The 14,818-nt window shown below is 67.4% G+C and carries 11 protein-coding genes; 6 read left to right on the top strand and 5 right to left on the bottom strand.

Translation table 11 applies throughout. From position 1 onward, the window contains the following. Positions 1 to 43 precede the first annotated feature (43 nt). The 4 genes from coaBC to DID99_RS02485 form a co-directional block, all read right to left on the bottom strand. Positions 44 to 1,255: a bifunctional phosphopantothenoylcysteine decarboxylase/phosphopantothenate--cysteine ligase CoaBC gene (gene coaBC / locus DID99_RS02500; RefSeq protein WP_124486990.1), complete on the bottom strand. Its 1,212-nt coding sequence runs from the start codon at positions 1,253 to 1,255 to the stop codon at positions 44 to 46. Positions 1,256 to 1,322: 67 nt separating this feature from the next. After that, complete coding sequence (gene lspA / locus DID99_RS02495; protein WP_044845589.1) at positions 1,323 to 1,823, bottom strand: signal peptidase II; 501 nt, start codon at positions 1,821 to 1,823, stop codon at positions 1,323 to 1,325. 2 nt (positions 1,824 to 1,825) lie between these two features. After that, entirely contained in the window at positions 1,826 to 4,663 is a 2,838-nt protein-coding gene (gene ileS / locus DID99_RS02490; RefSeq protein ID WP_124666022.1) for an isoleucine--tRNA ligase, read from the bottom strand. Between the two features lie 102 nt (positions 4,664 to 4,765). Further along, positions 4,766 to 5,758 (bottom strand): bifunctional riboflavin kinase/FAD synthetase, encoded by a 993-nt coding sequence (locus DID99_RS02485; protein WP_044845591.1) that lies wholly within the window; start codon positions 5,756 to 5,758, stop codon positions 4,766 to 4,768. A gap of 122 nt (positions 5,759 to 5,880) precedes the next feature. Between DID99_RS02485 and purN the strand changes: the two genes are divergently transcribed. The 6 genes from purN to nadC all read left to right on the top strand — a co-directional run bounded on the left by purN (position 5,881) and on the right by nadC (position 13,041). Beyond that, the gene (gene purN, locus DID99_RS02480; RefSeq protein WP_124486992.1) at positions 5,881 to 6,543 is read left to right on the top strand and encodes a phosphoribosylglycinamide formyltransferase; all 663 of its coding nucleotides are present in this window, start codon (positions 5,881 to 5,883) and stop codon (positions 6,541 to 6,543) included. Further along, entirely contained in the window at positions 6,540 to 7,805 is a 1,266-nt protein-coding gene (locus tag DID99_RS02475) for an RsmB/NOP family class I SAM-dependent RNA methyltransferase (RefSeq protein ID WP_044845593.1), read from the top strand. Before purN ends, DID99_RS02475 begins: the two co-directional genes overlap by 4 nt. An 18-nt stretch (positions 7,806 to 7,823) precedes the next feature. After that, positions 7,824 to 9,206: a mechanosensitive ion channel family protein gene (locus tag DID99_RS02470; protein WP_124486993.1), complete on the top strand. Its 1,383-nt coding sequence runs from the start codon at positions 7,824 to 7,826 to the stop codon at positions 9,204 to 9,206. 222 nt (positions 9,207 to 9,428) lie between these two features. After that, the gene (locus DID99_RS02465; RefSeq protein ID WP_044845595.1) at positions 9,429 to 10,622 is read left to right on the top strand and encodes an acyl-CoA desaturase; all 1,194 of its coding nucleotides are present in this window, start codon (positions 9,429 to 9,431) and stop codon (positions 10,620 to 10,622) included. Positions 10,623 to 11,026: 404 nt separating this feature from the next. Then, complete coding sequence (gene nadA / locus DID99_RS02460; protein WP_124572035.1) at positions 11,027 to 12,163, top strand: quinolinate synthase NadA; 1,137 nt, start codon at positions 11,027 to 11,029, stop codon at positions 12,161 to 12,163. Then, on the top strand, positions 12,160 to 13,041 hold the full coding sequence (gene nadC, locus DID99_RS02455) for a carboxylating nicotinate-nucleotide diphosphorylase (protein WP_124523875.1): 882 nt from the start codon (positions 12,160 to 12,162) through the stop codon (positions 13,039 to 13,041). Before nadA ends, nadC begins: the two co-directional genes overlap by 4 nt. Before the next feature lie 92 nt (positions 13,042 to 13,133). Here the strand turns inward: nadC and nadB are convergent, their stop codons facing one another. Next, positions 13,134 to 14,720 (bottom strand): L-aspartate oxidase, encoded by a 1,587-nt coding sequence (gene nadB, locus DID99_RS02450; RefSeq protein WP_044845597.1) that lies wholly within the window; start codon positions 14,718 to 14,720, stop codon positions 13,134 to 13,136. Positions 14,721 to 14,818: the final 98 nt, after the last annotated feature.

The following is a 14,818-nucleotide window of genomic DNA, read 5'->3' as shown; positions in this document are numbered from 1 at the left end:
TCGGTCGGGAAGGGCGCGGCGGCGCGGGCCGCCGCGCGGGTAATCAGATCAGGCGGTTGTCCGGCAGGCGCTTCGCGATTTCCGCGACGAGCACGTGCGCGAGCTCGTCCTTCGGCGCGCGCGGCAGGCGCGTGAGGCCGGCTGCCTCGAACAGCACGACTTCGTTGTCGTCGCGGCCGAACGTCAGCGGGCCGAGGTTGCCGACCAGGAGCGGCACGTTCTTGCGCTTGCGCTTCTCGTCGCCGTGCACGTCGAGGTCGCCGCTTTCGGCCGCGAAGCCGACGCAATACGGCGGATCGGGCAGCGCCGCGACCGACGCGAGGATGTCGGGGTTCTCGACGAACGCGAGCGCCGGCATCTTGCGGTCGGCCGTCTTCTTCATCTTGTGCTCGGCCGGCTGATCGACGCGCCAGTCGGCGACCGCGGCCACCGCGATGAAGATGTCGGCGTCGGCTACCGCCTGCATCACCGCGTCGTACATCTGCTGCGCGGTCTGCACGTCCTGGCGGTACACGCCCCACGGCGTGTCGAGCGCGACCGGCCCCGCGACGAGATGCACGTCGGCGCCGGCCTGCTGCGCGGCGCGCGCGAGCGCGAAGCCCATCTTGCCGCTCGAGCGGTTCGTGAGGCCGCGCACCGGATCGAGCGGCTCGAACGTCGGGCCGGCCGTGATCAGCACGCGGCGGTGCGCGAGCACCTTCGGCGCGAAGTGCGAGACGATCGCCTCATAGATCGCCTCGGGCTCGAGCATGCGGCCGTCGCCGACTTCGCCGCACGCCTGCGCGCCCGAATCGGGGCCGAGCACCGACACGCCGTCGGCGCGCAGTTGCGCGGCATTGCGTTGCGTGGCCGGGTTCTGCCACATCTGGCGGTTCATCGCGGGCACGACGAGCAGCGGACAGTCGCGCGCGACGCACAGGGTCGACAGCAGGTCGTCCGCGAACCCGTGCGCGAGCTTCGCGAGGAAGTCCGTCGACGCGGGCGCGATCACGATCGCGTCGGCTTCGCGCGACAGGTCGATGTGCGCCATGTTGTTGCCGATGCGCGCGTCCCACTGGCTCATGTAGACGGGCCGGCCGGACAGCGCCTGCATCGTGACGGGCGTGATGAACTGCGTGGCGGCTTCGGTCATCGCGACCTGCACGGTCGCGCCTGCCTTCGTCAGCAGCCGGGTGAGCTCGGCGATCTTGTAGCAGGCGATGCCGCCCGTCAGGCCGAGAACGAGGTGTTTTCCTGCGAGTTCTGCGTGTGCCAACTCAGGCCTCCAAGGGTCAAACGGAACGGCCGGCGCGAAGCCGGCCGTCGCCACCGAGTATGCGCGCTCAGCGCGAGCCGCGCACGCGACGCAGTTCGTCGTAGATCAGCAGCACCGCGCCGATCGTGATCGCGGAATCGGCGAGGTTGAACGCCGGGAAGTGCCAGTCGCCGAGGTGGAAATCGAGAAAGTCGATCACGTGGCCGTAGATCAACCGGTCGATCACGTTGCCGAGCGCGCCGCCGAGGATCAGCGCGAGCGACACGCTGAACAGCCGCTGGTGGCCGTGGCGCTTCAGCAGGAAGCAGATCACGAGCGTCGCGCCGACGCCGAGCGCGGTGAACGCCCAGCGCTGCCAGCCGCTCGCGGTCGACAGGAAGCCGAACGCGGCGCCGCGGTTGTACACCAGCACGAGGTTGAAGAACGACGTCAGCGCATGCTGCGCCCCGTACGCGAACGTTTTCAGGATCGCGATCTTCGACAGCTGGTCGAACAGGATCACGATCAGCGAAATGCCGAGCCAGGGCGCGAGCGCGCCGCTGGCCGGTTTCGACAGGGTTTTCGCCATATTTACGCAGCGCTCCGGATTTCGCCGTTTTCAAACAGGTTCGAGAAGCAGCGGCCGCACAGCGTCGGATGATCGGCGTGCGCGCCGACGTCCTCGCGGTAGTGCCAGCAGCGTTCGCACTTCTGGTACTTCGACGCGGCCACGTCGACGCTTTCCTGCGCTTCGTCGTCGACCTTCACGACCGTTGCCGCCGACGTGATCAGCACGAACTTCAGGTCGTCGCCGAGGCTCGTCAGCGCGTCGTAGCGCGCGCCGCTCGCATGCACGGCCACTTCGGCCTGCAGCGACGAGCCGATGCGGTTCGCGGTGCGGGCTTCCTCGAGCGCCTTCGTCACGTTGCCGCGCACGTCGCGCAGCAGCGCCCATTTCTCGATCAGCGCGGCCGCGCCGGCGACTTCCGGATACGCGTAGTAGGTTTCCGTGAACACGGTGTCGCTGGCCGGCTGGAACACCTTCCACGCTTCTTCCGCGGTGAACGACAGGAACGGCGCGAGCACGCGCAGCAGCCCGTGCGTGAGGTGGTACAGCGCGGTCTGCGCGGAGCGGCGTGCGCGCGAATCGGCCGCGCTCGTGTACAGGCGGTCCTTCAGCACGTCGAGGTAGAAGCCGCCGAGGTCTTCCGAGCAGTACGTCTGCAGCTTCGCGACGACCGGGTGGAATTCGTACTTCTCGTAGTGGCCGAGCAGTTCCGTCTGCAGTTGCGCGGAGAACGCGACCGCGTAGCGGTCGATCTCGAGCCATTCGTCGACCGGCACCGCGTGCTGCGCGAAGTCGAAGTCCGACAGGTTCGCGAGCAGGAAGCGCAGCGTGTTGCGGATGCGGCGATAGCCTTCGGTCACGCGCTTCAGGATTTCCTCGGAGATCGCGAGTTCGCCCGAGTAGTCGGTCGACGCGATCCACAGACGGATGATTTCCGCGCCGAGACGGTTCGCGACTTCATGCGGGTCGATTCCGTTGCCGAGCGACTTGCTCATCTTGCGGCCTTCGCCGTCGACCGTGAAGCCGTGCGTGAGCAGGCCCTTGTACGGCGCGCGGCCGTCGATCATCGATGCGGTCAAGAGCGACGAGTGGAACCAGCCGCGGTGCTGGTCCGAGCCTTCGAGGTACAGGTCGGCCGGGAACTGCAGCTGATCCTTGTGCGAGCCGCGCAGCACGTGCCAGTGCGTCGTGCCCGAGTCGAACCACACGTCGAGCGTGTCGCGGTTCTTTTCGTACAGGTTCGCGTCGTCGCCGATCAGCTCGCGCGGATCGAGCGTCTGCCACGCCTCGATGCCCGACTGCTCGACACGCTTCGCGACTTCCTCGAGCAGTTCGAGCGTGCGCGGATGCAGCTCGCCGGTTTCCTTGTGCACGAAGAACGCCATCGGCACGCCCCATTGGCGCTGGCGCGACAGCGTCCAGTCGGGACGGTTCGCGATCATGCTGAACAGGCGCTGCTTGCCCCACGACGGGTAGAACGCGGTGGCGTCGATCCCTTCGAGCGCGGTTTCGCGCAGCGTCTTGCCGCCGTCGCGCGGCGCCACGTCCATGCCGGCGAACCACTGCGACGTCGCACGGTAAATGATCGCCGTCTTGTGACGCCAGCAGTGCATGTAGCTGTGCTTGTAGTGCTCGCTGCGCAGCAGCGAGCCGGCCTCGCGCAGCGCGTCGACGACCTTCGGGTTCGCGTCCCAGATCGACAGGCCGCCGAACAGCGGCAGCGATTCGATGTAGCGGCCGTCGCCCATCACCGGGTTGATGATGTCCGAGTCGGTCATCCCGTGCGCCTTGCACGACTGGAAGTCCTCGATGCCGTAGGCGGGCGACGAGTGCACGACGCCGGTACCGGTGTCGGTCGTCACGTAGTCGCCGAGGTAGACGGGCGCGGTGCGCTTGTAGCCGGGGTGGGCCGATGCGAGCGGGTGGTGGAAGCGCAGGTTCGCGAGCTTCACGCCCGGCGCGGTCGCGACGACGCGGCCGGTCAGCTTGAAGTCGGTCATGCAGGCTTCGACACGTTCTTCCGCAATGATCAGCAGCCCGCGCTCGGTGTCGACCAGCGCGTAGACGATTTCCGGATGGAGGTTCAGCGCCTGGTTCGCGGGGATCGTCCACGGCGTGGTGGTCCAGATCACGATGCCGCCCTCGGCGCGCGGCAGTGCCGGCAGGCCGAACGCCTGCGCGGTCTTTTCCGGTTCCGCGAACGCGAACATCACGTCGATCGTCGGGTCGGTGCGATCCTTGTACTCGACTTCCGCCTCGGCGAGTGCCGAGCCGCAGTCGAAGCACCAGTTCACCGGCTTCAGCCCGCGATACACGTAGCCCTTCTCGATGATCTTGCCGAGCGCGCGGATTTCTTCCGCCTCGTTGACGAAGTTCATCGTCTTGTACGGGTTCGCCCAGTCGCCGAGCACGCCGAGACGCTTGAAGCCGACCTTCTGCTTCTCGATCTGCTCGGTCGCGTACGCGCGCGCCTTGCTCATCACTTCGGCCGCCGGCAGCGACTTGCCGAACTGCTTCTCGATCTGGATCTCGATCGGCATCCCGTGGCAATCCCAGCCCGGCACGTACGGCGCGTCGAAGCCGGCCATGTTGCGCGACTTGACGACGATGTCCTTCAGGATCTTGTTGACCGCGTGACCGAGGTGGATGTCGCCGTTCGCATACGGGGGGCCGTCGTGCAGGATGAACTTCGGCCGGCCCTGGCTGGCCGCGCGGATCTTCTCGTAGATGCCGCGCTCTTCCCATTCCTTGACCCACTGCGGCTCGCGCTTGGGCAGGTCGCCGCGCATCGGGAACGGCGTGTCGAGCAGGTTGACCGGATACTTGGCCTGCGGTTTCGAATCGGCTTTCTTGTTGCTCATGATGGGATCGCTATCTAAATCGGGGGACGCTCGTGCGTCGTGAATCGGGGATGCGCGCGGGTCGGCGGCGCGAGGGTGCGGCGCGGGGCGCCGCCGGCCGGATCAGCTAATTCGGTCGGTCGCCGAGGTCGAGAAGCCGGTCGTGCGGCTGCCCGGCGCGCGGTCGCGCTCGACGAAGTACGCACGTGCATTCGCGACGTCCAGCGCGATCGCGCGCGACAGCGCCTCGAGATCGTCGAACTTCGCCTCGTCGCGCAGCTTCTTCAGGAATTCGACGCGGATGAGTTTGCCGTACGCGTCGCCGTGCCAGTCGAGCAGGTGGACTTCGAGCAGCACGCGGCCGGAATCGTCGACGGTCGGGCGCAGCCCGAGGCTCGCGACGCCCGGCAGCGGGGCGGGGCCCAGGCCGTGCACCTGCACGACGAAGATGCCCGCGAGCGCCGGCCGCTTGTGCGCGATCGGCAGGTTCAGGGTCGGGAAGCCGAGGTCGCGGCCGAGCTTCAGCCCGTGCGCGACGTGGCCGCTGATCGCGTAACCGTGGCCGAGCGCCTGCGCGGCCGCGTCGAGATCGCCCGCCGCGAGCGCGGCGCGCACACCCGAGCTGGAGATGCGCGTGCCGTCGCTGCCGGCGACCGTGCCCATCTGCTCGACCTCGAAGCCGTACTGCTCGCCGGCCGCCTTCAGCGTGTCGAAGGTGCCCGCGCGCTTCGCGCCGTAGCAGAAATCGTCGCCGACCATCATCCAGCGCGTGTGCAGCCCGTTCACCAGCGTGCGCTCGACGAACGCCTGCGGCGACTGGCTTGCGAACGTATGGTTGAAGTGCTCGACGACGACGCGGTCGACCCCGTGCTCGCGCAGCGCTTCCAGCTTGTCGCGCAGCATCGCGATGCGCGGCGGCGCGCCGGCCGGGTTGAAGAATTCCCGCGGGTGCGGCTCGAAGGTCATCACGCACACGGGCAGGCCGCGCGCGTCCGCTGCCGCGCGCACGCGCGCGAGCAGGGCCTGGTGGCCGCGATGGACACCGTCGAAGTTGCCGATCGTCAGCGCGCACGGCGCGCGGCTCTCGGCGTTGGGCAGGCCGCGGAAGACTTTCACGATAGCGGATGCAGCGTCGGGGAATGGGCGGTGGGATGCCGCAAAGCAGAAGATTATAAACGTTCGGGCGGTCGGGCGGCCGAGAAGGGGGGAAACGCGGGGGCGAATGGTAAAATTCGCGGATGAAAAAACTCGTGATCCTGATTTCCGGTCGCGGCAGCAACATGGAGGCCATCGTCCGCGCGTGCGCGCAGGAACGCTGGCCGGCCGAGGTCGCCGCCGTGATCGCCAACCGGCCCGACGCGGCCGGCCTGGCTTTTGCCGCGTCGCACGGGGTGGCGACCGCGGTGGTCGACCATCGTTCGTTCGACGGCCGCGACAGCTTCGACGCGGCGCTCGCCGCCGAGATCGACCGCTTCGCGCCCGATCTGGTCGTGCTTGCCGGCTTCATGCGCATCCTTACGCCCGATTTCGTCAGACGATATGAAGGCCGGCTGCTGAACATCCACCCGTCGCTGCTGCCGAGCTTCAAGGGCATCCACACGCACCAGCAGGCGCTGGATGCCGGCGTCGCGCTGCATGGCGCGAGCGTGCATTTCGTGATTCCCGAACTCGACAGCGGTGCGATCGTCGCGCAGGGCGCGGTGCCCGTGCGCGCGGGCGACGACGCGGCCGCGCTCGCGCAGCGCGTGCTGACGGTCGAGCACGTGCTGTATCCGCGTGCGGTCCGCTGGTTCGTCGAGGGGCGCCTGCGCCTCGAGAACGGCAGGGCAGTGGTCGCGCCGGAAGAGGCGCGCTGGATTTTCGCGGATCAACCGCATACCGAAACGAGCGAGGGCGTATGAAGCTGCACGGATTCCTGATTGGCCAGACCGAGACCTTGCTGGCCGAGGTGCTGAAGTTCACCGGCCCCGCCGACGCGACGACGAGCCGGTTCTTCCGTGCGCACCCGAAGCTCGGCCACGCCGAGCGCGGCGTGATCGCCGAGGCGGTGTTCGCGGTGCTGCGCCGCAAGATGGAGTTCTCGCACCTCGCCGAGAGCGGCACGGGCAGCCCCGCGCGGCGCCTGACGCTGCTCGGCCTGATGCAGACGCTCGGCCGCAATGCGCTGAAGCCGTTCGTGTCGGACACCGAGGCCGCGTGGCTCGAGCACGTGTCGAAGATCGATCCGGCGAGCCTGCCGGTGCGCGTGCGCACCAACCTGCCCGACTGGATCTACCAGGCGCTGTCCGCCCGTTTCGACGCGGAGGAACTCGCGCAGCTCGCCGCCGCGCTGAACTACCCGGCGCCGCTCGACCTGCGCGCCAACGCGCAGAAGGCGACGCGCGACCAGGTGATCGACGCGCTGCGCGCGAACGGCATCGACGCGGGCGAGACGCCGTTCGCGCCGCAAGGCGTGCGCGTCGTCGGCAAGCCGGCGCTCACGCGTCTGAAGCTGTTCGAGGAAGGCCAGATCGAGGTGCAGGACGAAGGCAGCCAGCTGCTGTGCTCGCTGGTCGCGCCGCGCCGCGGCGAGATGGTCGTCGATTTCTGCGCGGGCGCCGGCGGCAAGACGCTCGCGCTCGGCGCGATGATGCGCTCGACCGGGCGCCTTTATGCGTTCGACGTGTCGGAAAAGCGCCTCACGAAGCTGAAGCCGCGCCTCGCGCGCAGCGGGCTGTCGAACGTGAACCCGGTGCTGATCGACAGCGAACACGACGCGAAGATCAAGCGGCTCGCGGGCAAGATCGACCGCGTGCTGGTCGATGCGCCGTGCAGCGGCCTCGGCACGCTGCGCCGCAACCCCGACCTCAAGTGGCGCCAGACGCGCACGTCGATCGAGGAACTCACGCCGAAGCAGGCGTCGATCCTCGCGAGCGCCGCGCGTCTCGTGAAGAAGGGCGGCCGGCTCGTGTACGCGACCTGCAGCGTGCTCGACGCGGAAAACGAGGCGATCGTCGAGCAGTTCCTCGCCGACCATCCGGACTTCGTGCTGGTGCCCGCACAGAAGGTGCTGGCCGACCAGCGCATCGAACTCGAGACTGGCGACTACCTGTCGCTGTGGCCGCACCGCCATGCGACCGACGGCTTCTTCGCCGCGGTGCTGGAACGGCGCGCCGCGCAGTAACGGCGGGGCGCACGGACGATGGAGAATCTGCAGAACCGCCTGCTGTCGCACCGGCTCGCGTCGGTGATCCGCGACTTCAACCAGCCGGTAATGATCTGGCAGGCGGCGATCCTCGTCGGCGCGCTGTGTTTTGCATGGGTTGCCGCGCGGTTCGTGCACGGCCGCATCGACGCGCGCCGGCGCGCCGCCGGCCGGATGCCGGGCGCCGGGGCGCAGAGCCTGAAGCGCGCGCTGTTCCCGCTGTTCGGCGGGTTGTTCGTGCTGGCCGCGCAGCTCGGGTTCGACCCGTTCATGTCGACGTCGCTGCTGTCGCTCGCGCTCGTGCCGCTGTTCGGCATCGGGCTGATCTACGTGCTGTTCTTCTTCGCGCGGCGCGTGTTCGCCCGCGACGGCCACACGCATGCGTGGCTGTCGATCGTCGAGAAGATCGTGTCGGTGATCGTGTGGGCGGCGATGGTGCTGACGGTGCTCGGGATCCAGCGCGACGTGATCGCGTGGCTCGACAGCGTGCAGTTCCGCGTCGCGAATGCGCACCTCACGCTGCTGTCGGTGATCTCCGGCGCGCTGTGGGTGTGCGTGACGCTGATGGTCGCGATGTGGCTCGGCTCGGTGCTCGAGGAGCGCCTCGCGCGCGCCACCACGCTCGACGCGAACCTGAAGGTCGTGATGTCGCGGATCGGCCGCGCGCTGCTCGTGTTCGCGGCGATCCTGATCGGGCTGTCGCTCGTCGGCATCGACGTGACGGTGCTCGGCGTGTTCGGCGGCGCGGTCGGTGTCGGCCTCGGCTTCGGGCTGCAGAAGATCGCCAGCAACTACGTGTCGGGCTTCATCATCCTGCTCGACCGTTCGCTGCGGCTCGGCGACGCGATCAGCGTCGGCGGGCTCCAGGGCGTCGTCACGCAGATCCGCACGCGCTATACGGTCGTGCGCGGCCTCGACGGCAACGAGACGCTGATCCCGAACGAGAAGCTGATCACCGACGTCGTGCAGAACCAGTCGTCGTACCTGACGCGCGGCTACGCGAAGGTTGCCGTGCAGATTGCTTATACCAGCGACGTCGAGCAGGCGCTCGCGGTGCTCGCGGAGGCCGCGAAGGGCGTGCCGCGCGTGCTCGCGGAGCCGGCGCCGACGCCGTATCTGGTCGGCTTCGGCGCGGACGGGATCGACCTGGAGCTCGGCTTCTGGATCGAGGATGCGGCGAAGGGCACGTCGGGCGTGCGTTCGTCGGTGAACCGCAACATCTGGCGGCTGTTCGGCGAGCACGGGATCTCGATTCCGTTCCCGCAGCGCGAAGTGCGCGTGGTCGGTTTGCCGGAGGGGTTCGCCGCGACCGGCGTGGTCGCCGAGGGCGTGCCCGTGGCCGATGGCCGATCGGTGGACGGGCGGGCGTCGGCCGCGTAGATGCGGCCGACGGCGCGCATCGGGCGGGGCCTGCGGCCAGAACCGGATCGGGCGCCTTTCCCGGTCCGCCGATGGACTGTTTGCGTTGCGTCAAGACAAGAGAATATTCATTTTTTACAAAGACTTGGAACGGTTGAAGTAAAATTCCGGTCTACACGCGGTATGCTTTCATTTTTATGACGTCGGCTTGCGCCGGCATCGCTCTCACCACAGGTAACTGCCTTGTTGAATTCCCTGCTCGATTTTCTTTCCCACGGGCTCCTGCGCTTTTCGTGGTGGCAGGTCGCGCTGTTCGCGCTTGCCGTCACGCACGTCACGATCATCGGCGTGACGGTCTACCTGCATCGCTGCCAGGCGCACCGCGCGCTGGAGCTGCACCCGATCGCGAGTCACTTCTTCCGCGCCTGGCTGTGGATGACGACCGGCATGCTGACGGGCCAGTGGGCCGCGATCCATCGCAAGCACCACGCGAAGTGCGAAACCGAGGAAGATCCGCACAGCCCGCAGACGCGCGGCATCTGGAAGGTGTTCCTCGAAGGCGCCGAGCTGTATCGCGCGGAAGCGAAGAACGAAGAAACGATGCGCAAGTTCAGCCACGGCACGCCGAATGACTGGATCGAGCGCAACGTGTACTCGAAGTACCCGATCCTCGGCGTGAGCCTGATGATGGTGATCGACGTCGCGCTGTTCGGCGTGCTCGGCCTGACCGTGTGGGCCGTGCAGATGGTCTGGATTCCGTTCTGGGCCGCGGGTGTCGTGAACGGCTTCGGCCATTTCTGGGGCTACCGCAACTTCAACTCGGCCGATGCGAGCACGAACCTGTTCCCGTGGGGCATCGTGATCGGCGGCGAAGAGCTGCACAACAACCACCACACGTTCGCGACGTCGGCGAAGCTGTCGAACAAGTGGTACGAGTTCGACATCGGCTGGATGTACATCCGCATCATGTCGGCATTCGGTCTCGCGAAGGTGAAGAAGGTTGCACCGACGCCGCGCCTGAACAAGCCGAAGACGGTGCTCGACCAGGAAACGCTGCAGGCCGTGCTGTCGAACCGCTACGAAGTGATGGCGCGCTACGGCAAGGCCGTGAAGCGTGCGTACCGCCAAGAGCTCGCGCACCTGAAGGAAATCGGCGGCGAGAAGTACCAGCTGATGCGCGGCGCGCGCAAGTGGTTCCACAAGGACGCCGACGGCCTCGACGAACCGCAGAAGAAGCTGCTGCCGGAGATCTTCGCGAACAGCCAGAAGCTGCACACGTACTTCCAGCTGCGCCAGGATCTGGCCGCGATCTGGGATCGCTCGACCGCTTCGCGCGAACAGCTGCTCGCGCAATTGCAGGATTGGTGCCATCGCGCGGAACAAAGCGGCATCAAGGCGCTGCAGGAATTCGCGACGCGCCTGCGTCGCTACGCCTGATTCGAAATCGATTAGAATCTCAGGACGTCACAAACCCCGCGTTGGCGGGGTTTTTTCATTTGGGCGGCCGGTTTTCGAAGGGCGACCGGAAGCGCCGGAATTCGTATGAGGCTCGGGGCAGCGCTGACGTGGCGCCCCGGAGCGAGCGCAGGGATGGCGCTGGAGCAAAAGCGCTAAAGTGCCAACTCGGGCCGACCGCGAAGCATGGGGCCGAGTAAGCGCTAAAGCGCTAACTCTGGCCGACCGCGAAGCATGGGACCCGAGTAAGCGCTAAAGCGCTAACTCGGGTCGACCGCGAAGCATGGGACCCGAGTAAGCGCTAAAGCGCTAACTCGGGTCGACCGCGAAGCATGGGACCCGAGTAAGCGCTAAAGCGCTAACTCGGGTCGACAGGAGATATGGAGATGCAATCGACGATCAAACCCGTCGAGTACGACCGGCCGGTCTCGGCGGGAACCGTCTGTGGGGTAGGCCAGGCGTGGGCCAAAGTGCCCGAGGCGCCGTCTGCCGAAGAACGCGCCGCACTGAAGGCGCGCATCAAGGCGCTGCTCGCACGTGAAAAGGCCGTGCTCGTCGCTCACTACTACGTGGATGCCGAGCTGCAGGAACTGGCGGACGAAACCGGCGGCTGCGTCGCCGATTCGCTCGAAATGGCCCGTTTCGGCCGCGACCACGACGCGCAGACGCTCGTCGTCGCCGGCGTACGCTTCATGGGCGAAACCGCGAAGATCCTGAGCCCCGGCAAACGCGTACTGATGCCCGATCTCGACGCGACCTGCTCGCTCGATCTTGGTTGCCCGGTCGACGAATTCTCCGCGTTCTGCGATGCGCATCCCGACCGCACCGTCGTCGTCTACGCGAACACCAGCGCCGCCGTGAAGGCCCGCGCGGACTGGATGGTCACGTCGTCGATCGGCCTCGAAATCGTCGCGGACCTGCACGCGCGGGGCGAGAAGATCATCTGGGCACCGGATCGCCATCTCGGCAGCTACATCCAGAAGAAAACCGGCGCGGACATGCTGCTGTGGCAGGGTTCGTGCCTCGTCCACGACGAATTCAAGGGCATCGAGCTCGACCTGCTGCGTGCCGAATATCCGGACGCGAAGGTGCTCGTGCATCCGGAGTCGCCGGAAAACGTCGTCGCGCAGGCGGACGTCGTCGGCTCGACGACGCAGCTGATCGATGCCGCCGTGAAGCTCGACGCGACGCACTTCATCGTCGCGACCGACCTCGGCATCCTGCACAAGATGCAGATCGCGGCGCCCGGCAAGACCTTCATCGCCGCGCCCACGGCCGGCAACAGTGCGACCTGCAAGAGCTGCGCGCATTGCCCGTGGATGGCGATGAACGGCCTCGCGAACCTCGCCGACGTGCTCGAGCGCGGTCACAACGAGATCTTCGTCGATCCGGCGATCGGCGCGCGCGCGCGTCTGCCGATCGACCGGATGCTCGATTTCGCCGCGGCGCACAAGAAGCGCGTGCAAGCGAGCGGCGATCTGCAGCGCGATCAGCAACTGTTCGCGAACGTGGGGGCTGCATGACCGGCGCAGTCTCTCCGCTGTTCGAAGCCGTCCGCGCACAATACGGCGCGGCGTTCGACGAAGCGATCGCGCGCAACGTCGCCGATGCGATCGCCGAAGACGTCGGCACCGGCGACCAGACCGGGCGGCTCGTGCCGGCCGGCGAGCGGCGCCGTGCGCGCATCATCGTGCGCGAGGAAGCCGTGTTGTGCGGCGTGCCGTGGTTCGAGGCCGTCATCGCGCGAATCGATCCGTCGATCGTCGTGCAGTGGCGCTATCGCGAAGGCGACCGGATGGCGCCGGATTCGACCGTCTGCGAACTCGAAGGGCCGGCGCGCGCGCTGTTGACGGCCGAGCGCAACGGACTGAACTTCCTGCAGCTGCTGTCGGGCGTCGCGAGCGCGACGCGTCGTTACGTCGATCGCGTCGAAGGCACGCGCACGAAGATCCTCGATACGCGCAAGACGCTGCCGGGCCTGCGGCTCGCGCAGAAGTACGCGGTGCGGGTCGGCGGCGGCGAGAACCAGCGTCTGGCGCTGTACGACGGCATCCTGATCAAGGAAAACCATATCGCGGCTGCCGGCGGTGTCGGCGAAGCGCTCGATGCGGCGTTCGCGCTCGAATCGGGCGTGCCGGTGCAGGTCGAAGTCGAGACGCTCGCGCAGCTCGACACGGCGCTCGCGCATGGCGCGCAGTCGGTGCTGCTCGACAACTTCACGCTCGACATGATGCGCGAGGCAGTGCGCATCGCGTCCGGCAAGGCCGTGCTCGAAGTGTCGGGCGGCGTCAATTTCGATACGGTGCGCACGTTCGCGGAGACGGGCGTCGACCGTATCTCGATCGGCGCGCTGACGAAGGACGTGCGCGCGACCGACTACTCGATGCGGATCGTCGACTGACCGCGCGACATACCGTCTGACGAAAAAAGCCGCTGGCGCGCATGACGCCAGCGGCTTTTTTTGTGCGGCGGCAGCCGGGAAGGGCGTACCGGTCAGCGGCGCGAGCGGGGCGTGAGCACGCTCGGCAGCGCCTTCGGCAGCGTGTGCGGCCAGTCGCGGCTGTAGTGCAGCCCACGGCTTTCCCGGCGCGAGTACGCGCTCTTCACGATCAGCGTCGCGACGTCGACGAGATTGCGCAGCTCGAGCAGGTCGCGCGTCACGCGGAAGTTCGCGTAGTACTCGTGGATCTCGTCGCGCAGCAGCGACAAGCGGTGCTTCGCGCGCTCGAGACGCTTGTCGGTGCGCACGATGCCGACATAGTTCCACATCAGCCGGCGCAGTTCGTCCCAGTTGTGCGCGACGACGACTTCCTCGTCCGCATCCGACACGCGGCTTTCGTCCCATGCGGGCAGCTTGGCCGGCGTTGCAGCGTCGAAGCCGGCCGCTTCGATCGCCTCGGCCGCCGCGCGGCCGATCACGAGGCATTCGAGCAGCGAATTGCTCGCGAGCCGGTTCGCGCCGTGCAGCCCCGTGTACGACGTCTCGCCGACCGCATACAGGCCCGCGAGATCGGTGCGCCCCGCGAGATCGGTGACGACGCCGCCGCACGTGTAGTGCGCGGCCGGCACGACCGGAATCGGCTGCTTCGCGATGTCGATGCCGAATTCGAGGCAGCGCGCATGGATCGTCGGGAAGTGCTCGCGCAGGAACGCTTCCGGCTGGTGGCTGATGTCGAGATACACGCAGTCGATCCCGCGCTTCTTGATCTCGAAGTCGATCGCGCGCGCGACGATGTCGCGCGGCGCGAGTTCCGCGCGCGGATCGTGTGCGGGCATGAAGCGCGTGCCGTCCGGCAGCTTGAGCAGGCCGCCTTCGCCGCGCACGGCCTCCGAAATCAGGAACGACTTCGCATACGGATGGAACAGGCAGGTCGGGTGGAACTGGATGAATTCCATGTTCGACACGCGGCAGCCCGCGCGCCACGCCATCGCGATGCCGTCGCCGGTCGCGGTGTCGGGGTTCGTCGTGTACAGGTAGACCTTGCCGGCGCCGCCGGTCGCGAGCACCGTGTGCGGCGCCTCGATCGTGATCGTGCGGTCGTTGTCGACGTCGAGCGCATACAGCCCGTGACAGCGGCGCCCGGGCAGCCCGAGCCGGTCCGACGTGATCAGGTCGATCGCATGGTGGTTTTCGAAGAACGTGATGTTCGGATGCTGGCGTGCGCGGTCGGACAGCGTCGCAAGCACCGCATGGCCGGTCGCGTCGGCCGCGTGGATGATCCGGCGGTGGCTGTGGCCGCCTTCGCGCGTCAGGTGGAAACCAAGTTCGGCCGCATCGTCCTTCGTGAACGGCACGCCCTGGGAGATCAGCCATTCGATCGCTTCGCGGCCATGCTCGACGATGTAGCGCGTCGCGCCTTCGTCGCACAGCCCGCCGCCGGCGACCAGCGTGTCGTCGACGTGGTTCTCGATGCTGTCCGCCGAATCGAGGACGGCCGCGATGCCGCCTTGCGCGTTATCGCTTGCCCCCTCCATCATCGAACGTTTCGCGATCAGCGCGACACGTCGCGTGCTGGCCAGGTTGAGTGCGACCGACAGCCCTGCCAGGCCGCTGCCGACGATCGCCACGTCGAATTTCATGCTGCATCTCCATCGTTACGCTTTAGATCTTGTGCGTTCCGTCGACCTCGGCCGCGGAAAGGGGAGAGCATACCGCGTCGGGCCCGAGCGTGCGCGCG

This window comes from Burkholderia sp. Bp8986 (assembly GCF_003854225.1).
Classification (GTDB): Bacteria; Pseudomonadota; Gammaproteobacteria; order Burkholderiales; family Burkholderiaceae; genus Burkholderia.
This window is presented reverse-complemented; position numbering and strand designations above follow the sequence as displayed.